Origin of the sequence: Geodermatophilus obscurus DSM 43160, assembly GCF_000025345.1 — a bacterium.
Taxonomy (GTDB): domain Bacteria; phylum Actinomycetota; class Actinomycetes; order Mycobacteriales; family Geodermatophilaceae; genus Geodermatophilus; species Geodermatophilus obscurus.
The window spans coordinates 2634086-2655793 of the sequence record NC_013757.1 but is presented as its reverse complement, the minus strand read 5'-3'; the positions used below and the strand labels follow the sequence as shown (position 1 = coordinate 2655793).

Genomic DNA, 21708 nt, shown 5'->3' with positions numbered 1-21708 from the left:
ACATGTAGCGAGTCGCCCCTCGGACACCGTCCCACCCCGCTGTTCCTGCAGATCAGGACGCCGGGGCGTATCCGTATCCGGGCCTCTCAGGTCCTCGTGATGCCCGCGGCTCGCCACCTGGTCGACGAGGTGCGAGCCGCCGCCGACGGGATCGCCAGGACGATCGTCATGCGCGGCTGACCACCGTGCTCCTCCCCCATCTCGGGAGCCAGCGGTGGACGGCTTCCACGGCGCGGTGCCCACGTCGCCCTCGGGCACCCGGACCGGAGCCCTCGCGGCTCGGGCGACCGTGGGGGCTCCGTCGCTGCTCGACTCGTCCCTGCTCAGTGCCCGTCGGTCAGGCCGCGCCTGACTGCGGCACAACCGACAGCGCCTCGGTCAACAGCATGACCAGCGCCTCGAGCTGCACGTCGGCCGACGACGAGACCTCCTCGTCCGACCCGTCGAGCGCCCGGGCGGCGAGCCCCGCCTTGCTGTCGATCAGCTCCGCGATCCGGGCATCGATGGTCTGCGCAGCGATGATGCGCCACGCGGTGACGGGCTCGGTCTGACCGATGCGATGGCTGCGGTCGATGGCCTGGGTCTGCTCTGCATCGGTCCAGGACAGCTCGGCGAGCACGATGTTCGAGGCGACCTGCAGGTTCAGGCCCACGCCGGCTGCGGTCAACGAGCAGACCGCGACGGCGACATCCGGGTCGTTGACGAAGGCGTCGATGTTCCTCTGCCGCGACGCGGGCGACTGGTTCCCACGGATCGACGAGAACCGGACCCCCTGCCGGGCGAAGGTGTCCTCGGCGGCATCCATCACGTCGACGTGCTTGGCGAAGAAGACGACCTTGCCGGCGCTGCGGGCCAGCTGCGCCGCGTAGTCCGCAGCGAGGCCGGCCTTCGCCTGGCCGATACGCCGCATCATGTTGAACACGTTCTCGCCGGCCTGCGCGGTGGTCGCGTCCTTGAGCTCCCACCGGGCCACCCGACGCACGAGGTCGTGGTCGATGCCTCCGACGACGGCGGTGGCCGAGCGGTTCGCGAGCGCGGTCTCGTACCGCGCCACCATCCGGCGGGCGAGCTCCCGTTCGGCCGCGCGGATCGACCGGCCAGCCGGCCCGTCCAGCTCGACGGGGAGATCGGCGATGCGGCGGGCGGGGATGTCGGCGGCCACGTCGACCTTGCGCCGGCGGACGATCCCGAGGTCGATCACGCGCCGGCGGGCGACGGCGTAGAAGCCGGGGTCGGCGGGCGTCAGGCCGGTGTCCTCGAGCGCGTCCATCAGCTCGCCGAGCGGCTTGGCGTCGTCGATCCAACCGAGGAACTGCCAGATGGCACGGAAGTCCTCGATGTCGTTGATCAGCGGGGTGCCGGTGAGGGCCATCAGCAGAGGCCGCGGGGTGCGTGACCGGATGCGGTCCGAGAGCTCCAGCACGTGCTGCGAGCGCTGGGATGTCTTGTTCTTGATGAAGTGGGCCTCGTCGAGGACCATCCCGCGGAAGCCCAGGTCGCCGAGCCAACCCACGTGGCGGTCGAGCACCTCGTAGTTGACGACGATGATGTCGGCGAAGCCGTCGATCGTGTCGCCGTCTCCCTGGACCACGGTTGCCGAGCGGTGGGGGGTCCAGCGGCCGGCCTCTCGGGCCCAGTTGGTCTTGACGACGTTCGGCACGACCACGAGCAGCGGGTAGGCGTTCACCGCGTCCGCGGCGACCAGTGCCTGGGCCGTCTTGCCCAGACCCGGCTCGTCAGCGAGGAGGAAGCTCCGGTGACCGGCCGCGGCCGCGGCAACGAGCTGGGCCTGGTGCGGCATCAGCGCCAGACCCTTCACCGCGCCCCGCCACGACGGCGCGGGAAGGAGCATGCACGCCGAGTCCCCGCCACCGGCGCGCTCGAAGGAGCTGAGGAGCGGGCCGATCAGCTCCCAGCCGGCCAGGCGGCGCGGACGGGCGGTCCGCTCCCGAGCAGCGGAGAAGTCGGGTGCGAGGAAGGGGTTGGCCATCTGTCGGGAGACCACCGACTGCGGCACGACGCGGCGCTCAGGAGTCGCGGGCGCAGCCGGGGTCTCCGTCGGCGGGACCTCCTCGGGCGCCAGCTCGACGCCGACGGCCCGCAGCATGTCCCGCTTGAGCGCCCGGGCCGCATCGGAGGCGACGGCGTCCTCGGCGAGCAGCGCCAGCAACCCAGCATCTTGCACCGCGGTCGTCGCGAGGATGGTCGCGATGCCGTCCAGGCGCTTGAGCTGCTCGGCCCGATGGCTGTCGCTGCCGGACGCCTCAGCCTGGACGCGGGCGCGCTCCTCGCGCAGCAGCAGGGCGACGGCCTGGAACTGCGTGCGCACGGCAGGCGTGACACGGCCGCGCTGGGTGGCCGCCTCGACCTCACGGACGGCTCGAGCGAGCACCACGACGACGTCGCCACGATGGCGGACCCGTCGCTGGTTCCGCGGGGCGGTCCGGCGAGCGCCCGCCTTGCGCTGGCCTGGTCGTGCCACAGACTCCTCCTCTGGAATGCCGGCCTCGGTGACCGCGGCAGCATGCCGCACAGCCCCGCGGACGGGGCGCACCATGCCCCGGGGCGGGGGCCTGGTCCTCCGAACGCCCAGCCGACCTGCGAATCTCCAACGATCGACTCCGCCGGCCTCAGCGGCTCTGAGGGGACCCGAAGTCGCCGGGGTTGGGCTGGTGATCACGGACCGAGAAAATCGACGCCGGACGACCGGCTTCTGTCTCGTCGTCGATAGCTCGCTCATGTCAACGCGTGCGAGGGCGCAGGATTCCCGGCCGATCATCCGCTGGACCGAAGACGGCCGGAACCGGTGAGGGCAGCGACGAATGGGTCGCTTGGGAAGGGTCGAGCAGTCGGCCGCGCAGCGACCCCGCAGCCGTGTGCGCATGTGGCGAGTCGCCCCTCGGACACAGTCCCACCCCGGTGCTCCTGCAGATCAGGATCCGGAGGTGTCTTGCTGTCGCGGCTTCTGAGGCCCTCGTGATACCCGCGTGGTACTCCACGCGCCGGATCAGCCCTCGAGCAGCGCGGCGAAGCGGTCGGCCGCCTCGTGGCTCGTGCCGGGGTGCACGTGCTGGTAGACGGTGAGCGGAATGGTGGCGCTGGCGTGGCCCGAGCGCTCGGAGACGATCGTCACCGGCACGCCGTCGGCCAGCAGCAGGGTGGCGTGGGTGTGCCGCAGGTCGTGCAGCCGGATCCCCGGCAGCTGCTCCTCCCCCAGCGCCGTGCGCGCCTGGGCGACCTGGCCGGCGAAGCGGTGGGAGAACCGCTCCGGGTGCCGGTGGGTGCCATCGAGATCGCTGAGCACGGGTTGAGCAGGGCCATGGAGGCCGACTCGCGGGCAGACTCTCGTTGATCACCAGCCTGCCGACGATGGTGTCGCCTTCGCCCGGTACAGCCGAGACCAGAGCTTCGTCGTGCTGCGGGACGACTGGCGGTTTGCTGCCGCGATGCCGGCCGGGTCGATCGCCGACGCGCGTCGCCGGCGGCCGGTTCGTCGGCGTCGTCCCGGTCGTCCTCCTGCCGGTCCTCGCTGGCTGCTGCCGTCCGCCGTCAAGGTCTGGCGGCACCGCTGATGCGTCGGGCTGGGGGCTCGGGTGAGGAGGCGGCCGAAGACCACCCTGGGACACAGGAGATCGAGGATCAGGCCCCGTTCGGATGCAGCAGGAGGCCTCGCGGTCGGTGACCGCAGTGCCTCCTGCGTCGACGTGACCGACTCGGCCGCCGGCTCCTGGGCACGAGGGACGCCGTCGGGGTCCACGGCAACCGCCCGGCGTCAGACCGACGTCGGGACCCGGTTGGAGGTTCGGCGGGTGACCGTCCGGACGGTCCGCACGGCGGCGTCGCGGGCGAAGCCGAACGGGCCCATGTCCCACGGCCAGCGTGCGCTCTCCTCGGCTGCGGCGTCCCTCGCCGCCTGCTGCTCCAGCTCGAGCCTCGCGGCCTCCAGCTCCGCCCTCGCCGCCTCCAGCGCCTCGGCCGCCCGCCGCGCCTCCGCCGCCTCCCGCGCCTCGGCCGCCCTGCGGGCCTCGGCCGCCTTGCGCGTCTCCGCGGCCCTGCGCGTCTCGGCGGCCCTGCGCGCCGCGGCGGCCTCCCGCGCCTCGGCCGCCCGCCGCGCCTCGGCCGCCTCCTGCCGGGCGAGGATCACCTGCTTCTGACGTTCCGCCCGCCGCGCCTCGGCCGCCTCGGCCGCCCGCCGCGCTTCGGCCGCCTTGCGCGCCTCGGCCGCTTCGGCCGCCTGCCGCGCCTCGGCCACCCGCCGGGCCTCCGCCGCCCGCCGCGCCTCGGCCGCCCGCCGCGCCTCGGCCGCGTCCCGCGCCTCGGCCGCCCGCCGCGCCTCGGCCGCCTGCTGACGCGCCAGGATCACCTGCTTCTGGCGCTCCACCCGCCGCGCCTCGGCCGCCTCGGCCGCCTCGCGCTCCTGGACCGCCTTCACTGCCTCGGCGGCGTGCTGCCGCGCGAGGATGCCCTGTCTCCTGGTCTCCACCCGTTCGGACTCGGCCATGAGGAGCAGCTCCGCCTGCGCCTGCTCCACCCCCAGCCGCACCTTCTGCTGCAATCGCACGGCCTCGACGTCGTCGTGGTCGCGCAGCGCGGTGACCTGGTCGTAGGCACTCGGAGGAGCGAAGTTCAGCAGGACCTTCATCAGCACCGGCAGCAGCTCGATGCAGACGAAGAGCAACGAGAGCATCAGGTGTGCCACCTGCAGCGTGCTGTCGCGATCACTCAGCCGGCTCAGCGCCTGCAGCCGGATCAGGATGCCGTCCGCGTTGTCGTTCGTGGCCTCGAACACCGCCTGCAGGCGGTCCTGCTCCGCGGTGAGGCCGGCGAGCGTGGCCTCGTCGGCGGCGAGGCCGGCCTGTGCCTGTGCGGCGCTGCGAGCCCCGGCACCCTCGGCGGCGGTCACCGCGGCGTCGAGACGGGCCTTCGCGGCGGTCACCACAGCGGCCTGCGCCTCGGCCGCCGCCTTGGCACTCCGGTAGGCCCCGCCGTCCCCGGCGTCCCCTGTGCCGCACGTACCGTCCATCTCGCACTGCGCCTTCGCCGCCAGCTGCTGGTAGCTGCTGACCGCCTTGTCATAGGCGGCCTGCTCGGTCGCCAGCCGGTCGTTCACCGGCTTCAACGCCGGGTCCGCGTGCCCGCCACTGGCGACGACCGCCTGGTGGGCGGCGATCCGCTCCCTCAGTGCAGGGAGGTGCCGGAACCGGGCGTCGGACTCGAGGCGGGCCTTGTAGGCATCCGCCGCCTCGGCCTGGATCGACACGACCTCCCCGTCGATCTCGGGGCCGAACACCCGCAGGGTCAGCGGCGTCGCGATGACCGCGCCGAGCACCAGCGCGAGCCCGATCCTCGGCACGGCCAGGACGACGTTCCGCCGGAGCGACGGATCGTGCGCCATCCCCACCAGCAGCATCCGGTCGAGGTTGACGATCACCGCACCCCAGCCCAGCCCGATGAGCAACGCGACCGGCCACGAGGCGCCCAGCGCCATGTGCACCGCGAACGCTGCCGACAGGACGGCGAGGGCGCCGGTGCTCAGCAGGACGCCGCCCAGCGCGACGAACCGCGCGCGGGCGCGAGGCGCCGCCTCGAGGACGTCCGGGTGGGCGCCGGCGAGCACGGCCAGCGCGTCGCCGATCCGCCGGACTGGAACAGTCATCGCTGCGCTCTCCCCGGGCGACGGAGGTCGAGGGTCGGCCGTCGCCTCGCCTGTCTCATCGGCAGGCAGTGCCAGGAGCGTGATCACGCCCGGGCGGTTCCGACTGTCAGCACTCGACGACCCGGCGCAGGGCACCCGCCGGTGGTGACATCGAGCACAGTGCGTCGGGTGGGGCAACGGACACCGCGTGTGCGGCCCGGCACCTGCCCGCGGCCGCGAGCGGTCCGCACACTTCGCCCATGCGATTGGCTGTCTGTTCCTCCAAGGGCGGTGTGGGCAAGACGGCGATGGCCGCGAACCTGGCCGTCGCCCTCGCCCGACGCGGCAGGGTGCTCGCCGTGGACGTCGACCCCCAGGACAGCCTGGGTCGGGCCTTCGGGGTCGTTGCCAAGTCCGGCGATGACAGCCTGGCCGCACTCCTCGAGGACCCCTCCGCCGATGCGCGTGCCGTGGTCCGGCACGACGTCACGCCCGGGCTGGACCTGTTGCCGTCCCACCCGTCGCTGGAGACGGCGGCCGCCCACCTGGCCACGACCGGCGGGCTGGTCACGAGCGTGCGGCGGGTGCTGCGACCACTGGTGGGCGAGTACGAGCACGTCGTCCTCGACACCCGTGGGGACCTCGGTGGCCTCACCCTCGCCGCCATCTGCGCGGCCGACGCTGTCCTCACCGTCTTCACCAGCGATCCCGGCTCCGCGGTCGGCGTCGCACGCGTCGCGGCCTTCCTGGAGCAGCAGCGCACGTACGAGAACACCTCGGCCGTGCTCGTCGGGGTCGCGTGTGCGGTCTGGGACCAGCACGGTCGCGCGGCGCGTGAGGTCGCCGGTGCGCTCGACGGCACGGACCTCCCCCTGCTCCAGACGCGCGTGCCGCTGTCCCGTCGCGTACCGACCAGCACGTTGGCCAAGCGTCCTGTCGTGCTCTCCCACCCCACGAGCCCGGTGGCGACCGCGTACCTCGCGCTCGCCGACGAGGCCCTGACCGCCGCCGAGAGGGTCCAGCGATGACAACTGCCGACAAGATCCGTCCACGGGCCAAGCGCCCCCGTGCCCTGCAGGACGACCTGCTCGACGACCTGCGCCAGGCTGCGCCGATGCCCGTCCCGCAACCGGTGCACCGCGCGGCGCCGCCACCGGAGGAGCGCCGCGGCACGGCCTGGGTGCGGACGCCGATGTCGACGCCGACGCTGGAACTGCGGGTGACGCTCTGGCAGTGGTCGGCGCCCGGTGCCCGGCGTCTGCGCGGTGGCGTCGTCGTCAGCGCCGGGCCGGTGCGGATCTCCCTGACGGGCCTCGTCCACTGACCGGCTCCCGCACCGGGCCAGCCTGCCGACATGGCAGGCGACTGATCGGGTGCGGGCTCGCCGGGGTGTGACTTGCGACCCGGCGGGTCCGGGGGCAGGGCCTCGGGAGCGCTCACCGGTCGATCCGAGCCCACGGCGGCGGCCCTCACCACGCCGAGGCTGCGCCGGACCTGCAGCCGGCAGAGTCGGAGCGGGTCTCCCCGTCCCTGCCCCCGGCGGTCACTCGACCGGTCCTGATCTGGAGGACGGGCGTGTTGGGCATCGCTCCTCCACGCCGATCGAACGCCGCGCGCCCCATGCCGGGGTGCACGTGTTGGTAGACGGTGAGCGGAATGGTTGCGCTGGCGTGGCCCGAGCGCTCCGAAACCGCCTTGACCGGCACGCCGTCGGCGAGCAGCAGGGTGGCGTGGGTGCCGTCGAGGTTGCTGAGCACGAGCACCAAGTAGGTGAAACTGACTTTCGTCCTGGGAGACTCATGCTTCGAATGGCCGCAGGGTAGAAAGCGGCACATAAGTCTCACAGGTGAAGAACGTCGCCCCGCCTTGAACAGAAGAGCCGTCAGAGGTCCGGATTTTGACAGCCGGGCTACAGTGCACCATGGCAGAGGTACGACACACATACTGCGACCAGTGTGGGCACAAGTCAGGATTTACAAGGTTTTGTCCCCGCTGCGGTAAGCCGGGAACCGATCATCCGCATGCCCCGAGTGCGCTACGACCCGGCTACTGTCCCGGCTGTGGTCAAGAATACTCTACTGTGACGTCCAAGTACTGCTCCGTATGTGGCGCACCACGTTCGGGGAATGCACCAGACAACACAGAACCCTGTTGCCGTAGCTGCGGAAGACAGATAGCCACTGCTTCATCCGAGTACTGCTCTCACTGTGGAGGCAAGGTGCTCTATCGGTGATGGTTCCTCATTGCGTCCGTGAACCAGTTCCCTGCCGGAGACGTGGTCTCTAGCCCGCTGCTGGTCCTTCTCGACTCGCTCCTCGGACTGCAGCATTCCCTTACGGACGCCCCCTCACGTGTCGGCTCGCCGCCCACGACAGTCCGGCGGTGATCGCACGGATGCGGGGACGAGGTCCCGGGTAGTGGTCCGGGCATGACCGCGCAGCGCCAGGTCTTCCGCCCCGGTCAGGTCGTGCCGTGAGCGGGATCCACCGGTGCGACGTGGGCGACGACGACGGGCACGTCTACGAGTCCACCGACGTCAAGGGCCATCGCTTTCCTCCCTTGCCCGCCGGGTGCCGCGGAAGCGGGTGGGTGCTGGAACGGGCCGCCGCGCACCACTGAGGGACATCCGTCGAGATGGACACGGACCCGGGAGTGTCCCTGCTGAACCGGTAGCGCACCCGGATCGACGAATCCCACGGCACCGCTCCCCACGGCATCTTCTCTCGGGCGGTCCGTGCCGAGCAGCCCGGGTTCGACCAGTTCTGGGTCGCGAGCACCACGGGGTGCCCGGGGTCGCCGGCGGTGGTCCTGGCGATCACCGCCTAGCGCACGGCGTCCATCCGGCTGGGCTCGGCCGGCGTGATGCTGCCGCACCACCAGCCGCTGGTGACGTCCCTCGGACACTCCATCGCCTCGGTGTTCATGGAGGTCAGGAGCCCGGCGCGCTTCCGTGTCCGGAGCTCCTGGGACCTCGTGACCCATCGTGATGCTCCGCGGCCGGTGGAGAGGAGCTCCTCGGGTTCGCGGCCAACGTCCAGGGCGGCCCGGCTCCCGGAGCGGGCGAGGTGAGGGTCCAGAGGATTGGTAGAGCGCCGCGGGATTGTCGACCACGGCCGTGCCGGGGAGCTCGGTGAGCCGCTCACGACGACAGGTAGCGGATCACCGCCAGTACTCGGCGATGGTCGTCGTCGCTGAGCGCCAGGTCGAGCTCGTCGTAGATGTGGGACGTGTGTTGCACGACCGCCCGCTCGGTGATCGACAGGGTCCGGGCGATCGACGCGTTGGTCCGGCCCTCGGACATCAGGGCCAGCACCTGCTGCTGACGAGGGGTCAGCCGGTCGAGCGCATCGTGACGCCCCCTGGCGCGGGCGACCATGAGGCTCACGACCTCGGGGTCGAGGACGGTGCCGCCGGCCGCGATGCGGCGGAGGTCGTCGGTGAACGTGTCGACGTCGGCGATCCGCTGCTTGAGGAGGTACCCGACGCCGGACGAGCGATCGCCCAGCAGTTCGACGGCGTAGGTGCGCTGGAGGTGCTGCGACAGCACGAGGACGGCGATCTCGGGATGCTGTCGGCGGATCTCCATCGCCGCCCGCAGGCCCGCGTCCTTGTGATCGGGCGGCATCCGGATGTCGGTGACGACGATGTCGGGGACGTGTTCCTCCGCGCTGCGGACCAGCTCGTGCGCATGCCCGACCGCAGCGACGACGTCGAACCCGGCGGCCCGCATCACGTGCGTGAGCCCGCTCCGCAACAGCGCCTCGTCCTCGCCGATCACGACCCGCACGGCAGCTCCACCAGCAGGTGTGTGCCTCCGCCGGCCGGGCTCTCGATGGTGAACCGGCCACCGATGGCGTCGACACGGTCGGCGAGACCGTGCAGCCCCGCACCACCCTCCTGGGTCGCACCGCCGACGCCGTCGTCGGTCACGCCGATGACGAGCCGCGTCGGCGCGCGCTCGAGCGTCACGGTCACCTTCTCGGCCGCGGCGTGCTTGACCGCGTTGGTCAACGCCTCGGCGACCACGAAGTAGGCCGTCCTCTCGACCGTCGCCGGCAGGCGCCCGTCGACCTCGGCCACCGCCAGCCGGGTGGGCAGCGGCATGCGATCGACCAGGTCCTCGATCGCCGCGGTCAGGCCCCGCTCGACCAGGGCGGCCGGCATCAGGGCGTGGACGATCCCCCGGAGGTGCCGGGCGGCACCGTCGATGCCGATCCGGAGGCGCGTCGCCGCGTCGGGGAGATCGGCCGACCCGTCGATGCGGGCCAGTTCCTGTGCTTCCAACGCCAGCAGGACGAGCTCCACCTGCAGACCGTCGTGCAGGTCCTGGGCGATGCGCTGCCGTGCCCGGTCGCCGGCCTCGACGAGGCGGGCGCGCGACTGCTGCAGGTCGGCATGGCTGGCCCGCAGCTCGGCCGTCAACCGGTCGTGGTCGATGGCCAGGGCGGCCACCTGACCCGCCCCGCGGACCAACTCGGCGTCGTCGATGACGGTCGCGTCGTAGACGATGGCGCCGATCCGTCTCGACCCGAGCTCGATGTCGACCAGGCCGCGGTGCTCGCCCAGCGCCGACGGATCGAACGGGACGCCGTTGCCGTCCACGAGGGCGCGCCCGTCCCGCGACGCGTAGACGACCTGCAACGACGCGTCCCCGAGGGTGCGCCCGAGGGCATCGGCGAGCAGCTCCGGGGTGGCGGCGGACGACGCCAGCCAGGCACTGAGCTCCTGGATCTCGGCCGTCCTCGCGAACCCGCCGCGCAGCATCGCCGCCGCGAAGGCGACGGGCACCCCGGCCAGCAGGACGATCTGGAGCCCGACCACCTGCGCCAGCGAGAGACCGGCGGCCGGACCCAGGAGAGGACCGAGCGGCGTCGCCAGGACAGCCAGGGTCCCGTAGGCGTACAGCGGCAGCAGGACCCTCCGTTGGCCGGGCGTCGCGGTACGCAGCCGGTCGACGAGCACACCCGCGGTCACCAGCATGACCACCATCCCCGCGCCTCGCTGGAGCCAGGTGCCGGCGGAGAGGAGATCCGCCCGATGACCGACGGAGAGCACGCCGCCCGGGCTGGCACCCGGATCGAAGAGGTAGAGCGGGACCTGCAGGACGAGTGAGACCACGAAGCCCCCCACCACCGTCAGGCGGGAGGTGCGCGAGCGGAGCCGGCCGGACGGGAAGGCGTGCAGCAGCCACACCACCACGGCGAGCGGGGTGGTGGCGAGCACGATCCCGACCGCCGCCAGGACGGGTGTCCCGGTGTTGGCGAGGGCGACCACGAACCACGACAGCGCCCCGATGACCATGATCGGGCCGGTGCGGTTGCTCGGCCGGCGCCGCCATGCCTCCAGGCCTGCGGCCAGGTAGACGAGCCCTCCGGCCGGGAACGACGCGAGCAGCCACCACGGGGCGACGCGCTGGTCGGCGAACAGGGCGATCTCGACGCCGGCGACGACGGCACCGAACGCGCCGATCAGCACGAGGCTCACCATCAGCGCCCGCGCCAGCGACGATCGCACACCTCCCCGATGCGCCATCGGGGCAGCATGGCACCGGCGACGCGCGCTCGGGGCAGCATCGCACCGGCGACGACACGCCCGAGACCCTGTACCCAGGTCCAGGTGGGCGGGCCACTCCGGTCCATTGCCCAGCGGTTCCGACGTCGCCATGGTCGCCTACGTGAACCGCCGAGCGGCTGCCTTCCCCTTGCTCGTGTCGACCGTCGTGCTCACCGCGTTCACCTCGTCGACCGGGTCGTCCGCCTCGCCGGGTGAAGGGCCCGGCATCCAGCCGCAGGTCGGCGAACTCCCGGCCGCCGCTGCCGCCATCATGTCCAAGCCGGAGTTCGAGACGGCCCGGTGGCTCTACTCCGTCGCCGAGGCGGAGACGGGTCGGGTCGTCCTGGCCGGTCGTGCCGGGGAGTCCGTCTTCACCGCGTCGACCGCGAAGAACTTCACCGTCGGCACCACGTACGCGACGCTGGGCACCGATGCCACGCTCACCACGCCGGTGTACGCGACGGCCGAGCCGGCCGGTGGCGTCCTCGCCGGCGACCTGGTGCTGGTGGCGTCGGGAGACCTCGCCATGGGTGGCCGCGGCGCCATGAGCGGCCGCGTGGACCACGCGTTCACCGCCGGCACGATCGACCACGTCTACGGCGACATCGCGCCGAATGCGGCGTTCGTCCCGGACGGCCCGTTGGCCGGCCTGGACGACCTCGCCCGGCAGGTGGCCGGGTCAGGCGTCACCGAGATCGCCGGCGACGTGGTCATCGACACCCGGCTGTGGAACACGTTCGACGGCCAGGAGGGACCTGCACCCTCGATCTACGTCAACGACAACATCCTGGACATCACCGTGACGGCGGCCGGGATCGGTCAGCCCGCCGTCCTCGACCTCCGCCCGCAGACCCAGGCCGTCACCGTGGAGTCGACGGTGACCACCACGGACGCGGGCACGCCGACGTCGCTCACCGTCGCCGCCGATCCGGGCGATCCCACATCGGTCACGGTCAGCGGCACCATCGCGGCCGGCGCGTCCCAGCTCACCATCCACCGGATCCCGCACGCGGCATCCTGGGCACGCACCCTGTTCGTCGAGGCACTGGGTCGCGCCGGGGTCACGGTCACCTCCCCCGCCGTCGGACCCAACGACCAGGCGGGGTTGCCGCCCGCGGGTTCCTACCCGGCCGAGGACCGGGTGGCTTCCCTGACCTCCCCGCCGATGAAGGCCTTCGGTCGCATGATCCTGGAGACCAGCTACAACACCGGTGCGAACGCCCTGATGTGCCTGCTCGCGGCGCACGGCGGCTCGCCCGACTGCCTCGACGGGCTGCAGGCGGTGCACTCCCAGCTCGACCGGGCCGGCGTCGCTCCCGAGGACGTGGTGCTGTTCGACGGGCAGGGCGCCGACCCGGCCTCGACGACACCGGATCAGATGGTCGCCTGGACGAGGTGGGCGCAGAGACAGCCCTGGGGCGAGGAGTTCGCGGCGGGCCAGCCCGTCCTCGGGGTGAGCGGGACGCTGGCCAGCACGGGTCAGGACGATCCCGCCGCGGGCGAGGTCGCGGCCAAGACGGGCACCAGCGTCGACGTCGACCCCACCACGGGCCGCGTGTTGTACAAGGTCCAGAGCCTCGCCGGCCACCTCACCACCGAGCGGGGCGAGCGGTTCGTGTTCTCGCTGTCCATGAGCGGGGCGACGTACCCCGACGTGCCCACCGGCCTGCACGACGCCAACGAGGACGTGGCGGCCGTCGCCGCGGCGTTCCAGCAGGCGTTGTGAAGCCGACGGTGTGCCCGGCCGGGGAGCCACCTGGCGCGGACATCCGGACACCCCTGACCGGCTCCCCATCGGAGGATCGACCATGACAGCTGCGGAGCGCTCGTGCGGGTCCCGTCGTTCTCAGCCACCCGGTTCGTTGGCCGCCTCGATCGCCACGACGGCGGTCGCGTTGCTGGTCGTGGCTCCCGCCCCGGCGAACGCGTCGCCGCTGAGCGCGGCGGCGCCGTCGGGGGACCCGGGGTACGCCGCAGCGGTCCAGCCCGAACTCGACCGGCTCATGAGAGACCTGGCGATCACCGGCGCCGCCGTCCTGGTGCGGTCGCCCGAGCTCGGCGACTGGGCCACCACGATGGGCACCCGGACCTGGCACGGCACCGAGCCGGTCACGCTCGCCGACCACGTCCGGGTCGGCAGCAACACCAAGACCATGACCGCCACGGTGATCCTGCAGCTGGTCGACGAGGGCAGGATCGCCTTGGACGACCCGGTGTCGCGGTACCGCCCGGACGTGCCCAACGGGGAGGACATCACTATCGCCCAGCTGCTGGACATGAGCAGCGGGCTGGCCAACTACACCGAAGACCTGGCACTGAACGAGCAGATGGACAGCAACCCCGGCCGGGTGTGGAGCCCGGAGGAGCTGCTCGCGATCGGCCTCGCCGAGCCGCCCGCCTTCCCCCCGGGGGAGGGGTTCCTGTACTCCAACACCAACTACGTGCTGCTCGGCGTGATCATCGAACAGCTCACCGGGGTCCCGGTGGAGCAGGCCTTCCAGGACCGGGTCTTCGGCCCGCTGGAGCTGGGCGAGACGTCCTTCCCGGCGCTGACCGACGCCTCGATCCCACATCCGCACCCGCAGATGTACACCTTCGGCACGAACGTCGAGACCATCGACAGCCTCGTGCTCCCACCGGAGGTCCAGGCCGCTGCCCGCGCCGGCACGCTGGAGCCGATGGACGTCACCGACACCAACCCCTCCTGGGGGTGGACCGCGGGCGCCGGGATCTCCACCGCGCCGGACCTCGCCGACTACGTGGAGGGACTGGTCGACGGGTGCCTGCTCAGCCCGCAGCTGCAGCAGGAGCGGATCGCCAGCGTCCAGCCGGTGGACCCGGACGACCCGGCCAGCCCCGGCTACGGGCTCGGCCTGGCCAGGTTCGGGCCCGTGTACGGACACAGCGGTGAGCTGCCCGGGACCAACTCCTTCATGGGCCACGACCCGGTCCGGGACATCACCGTCGTCACCTGGGCCTCCACCGCGCCCGCACCCAACGGCGAGGGCCCGGCCGTCGAGCTCGCCAAGGCGGTGATCGCCGAGCTCTACGCCGACTGATCGGCACCCCTGGCAGACCGGGTCGGTACGACGGGGCCCCGGCCACGCGGACACCACACCGTTCCCTCCACGGGAGGAGCTGTTCCCCATGCGCCGATGGATGCGCCCCGCCGCCCTCGCACTCGCCCTGCTCGCCGGGGCCGGGACGACCGGCTTCACGGCCACCCCCGCCCGCCCGGCAGAGTCCGCTCCTCACCCGGCCGCGACCCTCGACCCGGACCTCGCCGCACAGGTCGACGAACTGGCCCGGGCCGCGCTGACCGACGGCGTCACAGGCGCGGTGGTCGGCATCTCCGACCCGGTCCGGGGGAGCTACCTCCAGGCCTACGGGACCGCGGACACCGCAGGGACCCCGATGACCACCGACGTGCACTACCGCATCGCCAGCGTGACCAAGACCCTCACCGCCCAGGCGGTGCTGCGCCTCGCCGAACAGGGGAGGCTGTCCCTCGACGACCCCCTGGAGGAGTACGTCCCCGACATCCCCTACGGGGACGAGATCACCGTGCACCACCTCCTGGGCATGCGCGGCGGCGTGTACAACTTCGTCCTGGACGAGGAGTTCATGGCCCGGTACGTCGCCGATCCGCTCCTGCCGGGGTGGTCCCCCTACGACGTCCTCGAGATCATCCGCGCGCATGCCGACGAGGCCACCCCACCCGGCCGAGCGACCGTGTACTCCGACTCGGAGTACGTCCTGCTCGGGCTGGTCATCGAGCGGGTCACCGGCCGCTCCGCACAGCAGTACACCACCTCGGTGATCGAGGAGCTCGGCCTGCCGGAGACGTCGTATCCCACGACCGCGGCCCTGCCGGAGCCGTTCACCCACGGCTACATGAACACCGACAGCGAGCTGGCACCGGCGGACCCTGCCGCGGAGGAGCCACGGGACGTCACGTTCAGCAACCCCGAGGTCCCGTTCACCGCCGGTGCGGTCATCTCCACCGTGCCGGACATGATCCGCTACGCCGAACAACTGGCAAGCGGGACGGGCCTCGCCCCGGAGACCGCCCGGCTGCGCCAGGAGTGGACGCCGCTCACCTCGACCGGCGTCCGGGTGCAGTACGGCCTCGGCGTTCTCCAGCTCGGGAACTGGGTCGGCCACAACGGGTCGATCTTCGGCTACAGCAACACGGTCTTCCACCTGCCGGAGGAGAAGGCGAGCGTGGTCGTGATGGTCAATGCGGCCGACGCCGAGGCCGTCCCCGCGATGGACCTCTGGGGTGGGATCGTCACGCTGCTGTACCCCGACAGCCTGCCGACCTGGTGACCGTCAGGGCCCCGCGGTCCACCTCGGGCCACCTCGACGGCGGCGGCGGACCTGGTGACCGGGCCTACCTCCGGCGGCACGTAGGCGGCCAGCCACCGCGCAGTGAGAGCGGTCCCGGCTCAGAGGCGGCGGCGATCGGGTCAGAGGACACCACGCAGGCCAGAGGCGTGTGCGTGTGTAGCGCGTCGCCCCCCGGACACAGCCTCACCCGGTTTGCCTGCACGTCAGGACCCCGGGTGTCCTGCTGTCAGGGGCTCCGAGGCCCTCGTGGTACCTCGCGCGCCGGGTCAGCGCTCGAGCAGCGCCGCGAAGCGGTCGGCCGCTTCGCGGCCCATGCCCGGGTGGACGTGCTGGTGGACGGTGAGCGTGATGGTGGCGTTTGCGTGGCCCAGACGCTCCGAGACGACCTTCACCGGCACGCAGTCCACAAGTGGCAGGGTGGCGTGGGTGTGCCGGAGGTCGTGCAGCCGGATCACCGGTAACCGCTCCTCCCCCAGTGCCCTGCGCGCCTGGACGACCTGGCCGGCGAAACGGCGGGAGAACCGCTCGGGGTGCCGGTGGCTGCCGTCGGGGTTGCTGAGTACCAGCCCCGGGTCCCGCACGAGGTCGAGGACCAGCAGCCCACGAGCCGCCCGGTAGGCACGGAGCGCGGCCACGGTGCCCGCGTCCAGGTCGACCACCCGCGATCGGCCCGTCCTGGTCGGGCCCTCGACGAGGCGCTCTCCGGCGCCCTTGGCCCTTCACGACACCCGCGCTGCGGCGGACCGCGAGCCGGCCGGCGTCCAGGTCGACGTCCCGCCAGCGCAGGGCCAGCGCCTCACCGCGGCGCATCCCGGTGGCCGCGAGCAGCCGCCAGCCCATGGCGAGGTCCGGATCTTAAGCTTCGCCGGCCGAGGGACCGGGCGGAGGGACTGGGCCGTGGGCTCGAACGCGACGCTCGTCGGGGTGTCACTTCGGAGCCTCGCTGAACCTGGCGGTGGCACCCCGTGCCCGGGTCGGTCTGCCTGGAGCGCTGCAGTGGCTCTGACGAGCGCGGTAACCAACAAGTGACGGAGAGGTGACGGCGTTGGCGCGAGATTGCTGGCGCAACTCAACAGCCTGCACCGACGTCCGCTCCGTCCGGAGGACCGAGGGCGCCGACCTTCTCGAGGAGTGATCAGCGTGACCGTTGTCGAACCGAACTCAGGCCCTACCGATGCCTCAGGTGCAGCGATGACGACGCCTGCCCAGCCATTCATCCCCTCACCTGCTCCGCCTCCGGGAGCCGTGGCGCACGAGAACGTCGTCGCCTCGCTGGCCGACCCCGCCGCGCCGGCCGCGGTGGCACCGGCGGATAACGGATTTGCCGCGCTGGAGAGCTTCCTCACCGACCAGGCGCCGGCAGCCGCTGCACAAGCGCCACCCATCCCCCTCCCGCCGATCCCCCTCCCCTTCCGGGCCACCAGCGGTCGGTACCGGTCTCCACTCACGGGCTTTCAGCTCGAACTGCGAGTCGACGTCGATGGCCGACAGCCGCTCATGAAGCTCAGCGGTGACTACTTCACCGTCTCCGGCGGGACAGTGACCTACTTCGGCTCGTGGACGGTGGATGCGGTCACGACTTCGACCGTCAACGGCTCGATGGTCGTGGTCGGGACGGCGCGGACGACCTGGCCCACCACGTTCACCGTGGCGCGGGTGGTCGTCCCGCGTCGGACGGTTCTCCAGCCGGCCGCCGCCGCGACCATCACGTGGTCGACGCTCACTGGCGCGCCCGGAGCCACGTACGTCTGCCAGCACGAGAGCGGCGCACTGCGCACGGTGGAACTCGAGCAGGACGTCGAGGACGGGGTCACGCGCTTCGACAGCTACAACACCGGCTCACTGCCCAGCGGTGGCCCAGCGCGCCAGTTGAACGTTGCTGCGGCCTACGGCGAGGCGGGCATCCAGATCCTGGACACGGGCGGCACCAACGTCGTCAGGACCTCGCCAACGCACATCTGGAACGATGCCAGCCTGCACGACGCGATGCTGACCCACTTCTCCCGGTACGCCGAGCGACCGCAGTTCAAGGTCTGGCTGCTGCACGCCCGAGAGCACGAGCTGACCAGCACCGAGAACGTCATCGGCATCATGTTCGACCAGAAGGGGCTGCAGCGGCAGGGCTGCGCGAGCTTCTACGAGACCATCCAGAGTGCCGCGGCGGCCGACCAACGCACCCAGCTCTACGTCAATGTGCACGAGCTCGGGCACTGCTTCAACCTCTTCCACTCCTTCCACAAGAGCTTCATGAACCCACCGCTGCCCGACCGGCCAGGCGCGCTCTCGTGGATGAACTATCCGAAGAGGTTCAACCCAGGAGGCAGCGCCCCGAGTGGCGAAGCCGCGTTCTGGGGGGCGTTCGACTTCGGCTTCGACGGGCTGGAACTGGCCCACATCCGTCACGGCTTCCGCAACAACGTGATCATGGGTGGCTCGCCCTTCGGCACCGGAGCGGCTCTGGAAGCGCCGATCCAGCCGGCCGAGGCGGTCAGCGACACCAGCGGCCTGCAGCTGTCCATCCGCACCTCGCCGGATCGGCCGACGCTGGGCACACCCATCGTTCTGGAGATCGCACTCACCGTGCAGCGGGGCCAGCTGGTGCACCGGGCCAGCCAGCTGCACCCGAGTTTCGGACAGGTCCAGGTGACGGTGAGCCGGCCGAGCGGCGACACCGTCGTCCACCGGCCTGCGGTGCTGCACTGCGCTGCCTCGGAGTTGCACGACGCCGCGGCCGGGGAGGTGCTGCCGGTCAGCGCCTACATCGGCTACGACGCCGGCGTGGGACAGCTCTTCGAGGATCCGGGCGCCTACCGGATCCGTGCGAGCTACACTGCGCCGGACGGCTCGGTCGTCGTCTCCAACACCGCTCTCCTACGAGTGTGGTCACCTGCTGGGGACGACAGTGCCGTCGTCGCGGACCTGATGCTCCGCGACGAGACAGGCATGGCGTTGACACTGCTGGGCAGTGACTCGCCCTACCTGCGCCGTGGCATGGACGCGTTGCAGGAGGTCGTCGAGGAGCACGCCGACCATCGGGACGCGGTCTACGCTCAGCTGGCCATCGGGATGAACGCCGCCCGGCCGTTCACCAAGCTGCACGCTGATGGATCGGTGGAGGAGCGTCCGCCCGACCTGAGCCGCGCTGACCGGTTCCTCAACCAGGCGATCGACGCCTCCCGCGGCACGGGCGGCCTGGACGACCTCACCGTCTACCAGGTGATGGCCTATCTGGCCGCCAGTCACGCCGCCGCAGGTGATGCCGACCGCGCCCGGCGACTGCGTCAGGATGCGACCGAGCTGGCCCGCTCGAAGAACGCTCCATCCACCATCCAGAGGATGCTCCGAGGGAACTCGGACAGCTGAGTTGAGGCCCCGGGGCCGCGGGGTACGTCCCGCGGTCCCGGGGTCCGCGACGAGGAAGAGGGATGACGGCACAAGGTCTGGGACAAGGGGAGCTCACCGTCGAGCTCGGCACCGGCTTTGCCGATACCGAGGTCACCGTACTCATGGACGGCGCAGAGGTGTGGCACCAACGGGGCGTCACTACGAACTACTCGATAGGCCTCGCCGACATCGTCCGGATTCCGCTGGCTGTCGCACACGCGTCGACTGTCGAGGTGCGTGTGAGCGGTGCTGGGCGCCGCACACGGTCGGTCACGTCCCGAGCCTCCGACGCCTCCCGGCTGCGTTGCGACCTGGACCCGGCCGGGAACATGTCGATCGGGCCAGCTCCGGGGGAACCGGTCTTCTGAGCCAGGCATGATCTCGGCGTCTCGAGTGCGCCGACCCTTGCGGCTGGTCGTCGGCAGTGTCACAGACGTGGACGAGCGCGCGCTGCTGCTCCCGGCGCCCGAGACCAGAGCTGTGCCGGGGCGACCCCCCTCAGCTCCTGAAGCCTTCGCGACTGGGCGGCGGATCTGCAACGACACCCCGTGTGCGTGTGTAGCGCGTCGCCCCTCGGACACAGGAGAAGGCCCCGCCGTCCCTGAGCGCTGGGCCGCCGGCGTCGAGGGTTGAGGCGATGCCGACGATGAGGCCCCGACCACCGCCGGCACCGCGTAGAGCTCGGATTCCGAGCGGACCAGGACCGGGACCTCGCGCGATGACGTCGCGGAGCACCCCGCCACCCAGGGCGGTCGTGACCCCGAGGCGGGCCGCCGCAACCGGCGCGAGCCCGTGGTCGAGGGCCTTCTCGGTACCGGCCACGCAGAAGAGGCCCAGCCCGGCCGCGTCGAAGACGAGCAAGGCCGCGCGAGCCGGGTGAACCCGCGGTGGGCGACGGACGTGACGGCAGCCGCCGACAGCGCCACGACCAGGTACTCCCGCCTGGTGAACGCCTGAGGCGGCGTGTCACCGAGCACGAGGTCGCGGACGATCCCGCCACCCAGCGCGGTGACCACCGCCAGGATCGCGACCCCCACCACGTCGAAGTGCCGGCGGATCGTCATCAGGCCCCGGAGATCCCGACGAACACGCCGATCAGGCCGATCGTCTACATCGGGGCTCCGAGCTGGAGCGGCCCCGGCGGACGGTTGCCCTGGTGTCAGCCGGCCGTCGCGCGGGCGGCCTCGTCGATCAACTGCGCGACGACGTCGGGCCGGGAGACGGTGACGGCGTGGGAGGCGACCACCTCGACCGCGTGCGACTTCGCGCGCTCGGCCATGAACCGCTGAGCCTCGGCCGGGACGGCCAGATCCTGGAGCGTGACGAGGGTCCAGGACGGGATGGTCTTCCAGGCCGCCTTCGTCGCCTTCTCCCCCAGGGCGTCACCGGCGATGGGCCGCTGCGTCACGGCCATCAGCTCGGCGACGTCCGGCGGCACGTCGCCGGCGAAGATCGGCCGGAACTCCTGCTGCTCGATGTAGAGGTCGTCGACGGTCTGCTCGTCGGGACCGCGAACGGGCACCGGCCGCAGTGCCGACCCCAACTCGTTGCCCGGAAACCTGCCGGCCAGCTCGCCGGTGCTCTCCCCCTCGTCCAGCAGGAAGCTGGCGACGTACACCAGCGCCTTCACCTGCGGCTGCCCGTCGGCGGCCTCGCTCATGACGCTGCCGCCGTAGGAGTGGCCGGCGAGGACGATGGGCCCGTCCACGCTGTCCAGGACGTCGCGCAGGAAGTCCGCGTCGCTGTGCAGTGCCCGGAGCGGGTTGGCCACCCCGATCACCGGATAGCCGTCCCGCCGGAGCCGGGCGATCACGCCGTTCCAGCTGGACGAGTCGGCGAAGGCCCCGTGCACGAGCACCACCGTGGGCTTGGTCGTGCCGGTGCGGGTCTCGATCGTGCTGCTGGTCATCGCTCCTCCTCTCGGTCTGCGGGCGACCGGTGCCGCCCGTCCGGTTGCGCACCTCAGTACGCGCCCCTGCCAACGCCCCGGGTGTGCGAGCTGGCGGTCCGCGAGGCGGCCCCCGCCCTCCTCGACGGCGACCTGGAGGCCATGCACGAGGCCAATCACCGGTTCACCGCTGCCCTCGAGTCCGGGGACGTCGAGGCGACCTTGCGGACCGACGACGAGTCGCACGGCGTGCTCGTGCGCATCGCCGGCAACCGCGCGCTCGCCACGGTGCTCGAGCAGTTCACGCCCACGGTGCGCCGTGCTGAGCGGTTGCGGTTCACCGCCCTGCGAGGCCGGGACTCGGTCCGCCAGCACGACGAGCTGATCCGGCTCTGCGCCACCGGAGACGCCGAGGGTGCGGCCGCCGTCGCCCACGACACCTGGCACAGCCTGCCGAGCGCCGAGAGATGACTACCGTGGCCGGCCGTCACGGCGCGATGACGAGCTCCGCGATGAGGTCGCCGTCCATCGCGAAGCGGTAGCGGAGGTCGACGACGCCGCCGGGGAAGTCGCCCTCCAAGCGGTTGGTGACGACCCAGTGCGCGCCGTCGATGCGCTGCGCACCGACGAGGTCGGTGGTGTAGCTGAACTCGGCGCCGGCCTTGGACAGGAAGCGGCGGATCTCATCGGTCCCGCGGTAGGTCGTGCCGTCGTCGACGATCACGGCGGTGGAGGCGAAGCCACGCAGCGCGGCGTCCGCGTCGCGGGCCATGTGCGCGGCGAGGTACCCGAGGATCGGAGCGGGGAGCTGGTCGGGCCGGATGGTGGTCGATGCGGTCATGTCCCGACGGTGCGACCTCCCGGCGCGGGAGGGTCAAGCGCTGGACCCTCCCGCGGG

At 71.9% G+C, this 21708-nt stretch carries 18 protein-coding genes and 2 pseudogenes; 8 read left to right on the top strand and 12 right to left on the bottom strand.

Annotation, left to right across the window (positions count from 1 at the left end; all coding sequences use genetic code 11):
- Positions 1 to 337 precede the first annotated feature (337 nt).
- The 3 genes from GOBS_RS12470 to GOBS_RS12455 form a co-directional block, all read right to left on the bottom strand.
- Positions 338 to 2482: a DEAD/DEAH box helicase gene (locus tag GOBS_RS12470; RefSeq protein ID WP_012948646.1), complete on the bottom strand. Its 2145-nt coding sequence runs from the start codon at positions 2480 to 2482 to the stop codon at positions 338 to 340.
- A gap of 525 nt (positions 2483 to 3007) precedes the next feature.
- Complete coding sequence (locus tag GOBS_RS12465) at positions 3008 to 3304, bottom strand: tyrosine-type recombinase/integrase (RefSeq protein ID WP_081448873.1); 297 nt, start codon at positions 3302 to 3304, stop codon at positions 3008 to 3010.
- 468 nt (positions 3305 to 3772) lie between these two features.
- Positions 3773 to 5656 (bottom strand): DUF4407 domain-containing protein, encoded by a 1884-nt coding sequence (locus GOBS_RS12455; protein ID WP_012948645.1) that lies wholly within the window; start codon positions 5654 to 5656, stop codon positions 3773 to 3775.
- A gap of 239 nt (positions 5657 to 5895) precedes the next feature.
- Between GOBS_RS12455 and GOBS_RS25450 the strand changes: the two genes are divergently transcribed.
- Both GOBS_RS25450 and GOBS_RS12445 read left to right on the top strand, forming a co-directional pair.
- Complete coding sequence (locus tag GOBS_RS25450; RefSeq protein WP_012948644.1) at positions 5896 to 6663, top strand: ParA family protein; 768 nt, start codon at positions 5896 to 5898, stop codon at positions 6661 to 6663.
- On the top strand, positions 6660 to 6959 hold the full coding sequence (locus tag GOBS_RS12445; RefSeq protein ID WP_012948643.1) for a hypothetical protein: 300 nt from the start codon (positions 6660 to 6662) through the stop codon (positions 6957 to 6959). Before GOBS_RS25450 ends, GOBS_RS12445 begins: the two co-directional genes overlap by 4 nt.
- Positions 6960 to 7104: 145 nt before the next feature.
- Here the strand turns inward: GOBS_RS12445 and GOBS_RS12440 are convergent, their stop codons facing one another.
- Positions 7105 to 7401 carry a site-specific integrase gene (locus tag GOBS_RS12440; RefSeq protein WP_166487374.1) on the bottom strand — a complete coding sequence of 99 codons (297 nt, stop codon included), beginning with the start codon at positions 7399 to 7401 and terminating at the stop codon, positions 7105 to 7107.
- A 706-nt stretch (positions 7402 to 8107) separates the two neighbouring features.
- Here GOBS_RS12440 and GOBS_RS12435 point away from each other — a divergent pair.
- Positions 8108 to 8254 (top strand): hypothetical protein, encoded by a 147-nt coding sequence (locus tag GOBS_RS12435; protein ID WP_012948641.1) that lies wholly within the window; start codon positions 8108 to 8110, stop codon positions 8252 to 8254.
- Positions 8255 to 8774: 520 nt separating this feature from the next.
- On the opposite strand, the gene GOBS_RS12430 is transcribed toward GOBS_RS12435, so the two are convergent.
- A complete protein-coding gene (locus tag GOBS_RS12430; protein WP_012948640.1) occupies positions 8775 to 9422 on the bottom strand; it encodes a response regulator transcription factor in 648 nt (215 codons plus the stop codon).
- The gene (locus tag GOBS_RS12425) at positions 9410 to 11149 is read right to left on the bottom strand and encodes a sensor histidine kinase (RefSeq protein ID WP_166487373.1); all 1740 of its coding nucleotides are present in this window, start codon (positions 11147 to 11149) and stop codon (positions 9410 to 9412) included. Before GOBS_RS12425 ends, GOBS_RS12430 begins: the two co-directional genes overlap by 13 nt.
- Positions 11150 to 11309: 160 nt before the next feature.
- On the opposite strand from GOBS_RS12425, the gene dacB reads away from it, so the two are divergent.
- The gene (gene dacB / locus GOBS_RS12420) at positions 11310 to 12914 is read left to right on the top strand and encodes a D-alanyl-D-alanine carboxypeptidase/D-alanyl-D-alanine endopeptidase (RefSeq protein WP_208104435.1); all 1605 of its coding nucleotides are present in this window, start codon (positions 11310 to 11312) and stop codon (positions 12912 to 12914) included.
- A 120-nt stretch (positions 12915 to 13034) separates the two neighbouring features.
- On the opposite strand, the gene GOBS_RS27415 is transcribed toward dacB, so the two are convergent.
- On the bottom strand, positions 13035 to 13193 hold the full coding sequence (locus GOBS_RS27415; protein WP_166487372.1) for a hypothetical protein: 159 nt from the start codon (positions 13191 to 13193) through the stop codon (positions 13035 to 13037).
- Between GOBS_RS27415 and GOBS_RS12415 the strand changes: the two genes are divergently transcribed.
- Together GOBS_RS12415 and GOBS_RS12410 are read left to right on the top strand one after the other, a co-directional pair.
- Positions 13192 to 14247, top strand: a complete 1056-nt coding sequence (locus GOBS_RS12415) for a serine hydrolase domain-containing protein (RefSeq protein WP_166487371.1) — start codon at positions 13192 to 13194, stop codon at positions 14245 to 14247. The genes GOBS_RS27415 and GOBS_RS12415 overlap by 2 nt on opposite strands.
- Before the next feature lie 88 nt (positions 14248 to 14335).
- Entirely contained in the window at positions 14336 to 15517 is a 1182-nt protein-coding gene (locus tag GOBS_RS12410; RefSeq protein ID WP_012948636.1) for a serine hydrolase domain-containing protein, read from the top strand.
- Positions 15518 to 15804: 287 nt separating this feature from the next.
- Here the strand turns inward: GOBS_RS12410 and GOBS_RS12405 are convergent.
- Positions 15805 to 16206: pseudogene (locus tag GOBS_RS12405) on the bottom strand (tyrosine-type recombinase/integrase); the annotation flags it as partial.
- 463 nt (positions 16207 to 16669) lie between these two features.
- Here GOBS_RS12405 and GOBS_RS12400 point away from each other — a divergent pair.
- Entirely contained in the window at positions 16670 to 18901 is a 2232-nt protein-coding gene (locus GOBS_RS12400; RefSeq protein WP_166487370.1) for a hypothetical protein, read from the top strand.
- Between the two features lie 519 nt (positions 18902 to 19420).
- Here GOBS_RS12400 and GOBS_RS29710 read toward each other — a convergent pair.
- The 3 genes and pseudogenes from GOBS_RS29710 to GOBS_RS12390 form a co-directional block, all read right to left on the bottom strand.
- Positions 19421 to 19783 carry a trimeric intracellular cation channel family protein gene (locus GOBS_RS29710; protein ID WP_081448872.1) on the bottom strand — a complete coding sequence of 121 codons (363 nt, stop codon included), beginning with the start codon at positions 19781 to 19783 and terminating at the stop codon, positions 19421 to 19423.
- 38 nt (positions 19784 to 19821) lie between these two features.
- Positions 19822 to 19986, bottom strand: a pseudogene (locus GOBS_RS29705) (TRIC cation channel family protein); the annotation flags it as partial.
- A gap of 95 nt (positions 19987 to 20081) precedes the next feature.
- Complete coding sequence (locus tag GOBS_RS12390) at positions 20082 to 20831, bottom strand: alpha/beta fold hydrolase (protein ID WP_012948633.1); 750 nt, start codon at positions 20829 to 20831, stop codon at positions 20082 to 20084.
- An 81-nt stretch (positions 20832 to 20912) separates the two neighbouring features.
- Here GOBS_RS12390 and GOBS_RS12385 point away from each other — a divergent pair, with 81 nt between their 5' ends.
- The gene (locus GOBS_RS12385) at positions 20913 to 21281 is read left to right on the top strand and encodes an FCD domain-containing protein (protein ID WP_049788246.1); all 369 of its coding nucleotides are present in this window, start codon (positions 20913 to 20915) and stop codon (positions 21279 to 21281) included.
- A 16-nt stretch (positions 21282 to 21297) separates the two neighbouring features.
- Here the strand turns inward: GOBS_RS12385 and GOBS_RS12380 are convergent, their stop codons facing one another.
- Positions 21298 to 21651 (bottom strand): nuclear transport factor 2-like protein, encoded by a 354-nt coding sequence (locus GOBS_RS12380; protein WP_012948632.1) that lies wholly within the window; start codon positions 21649 to 21651, stop codon positions 21298 to 21300.
- Positions 21652 to 21708: the final 57 nt, after the last annotated feature.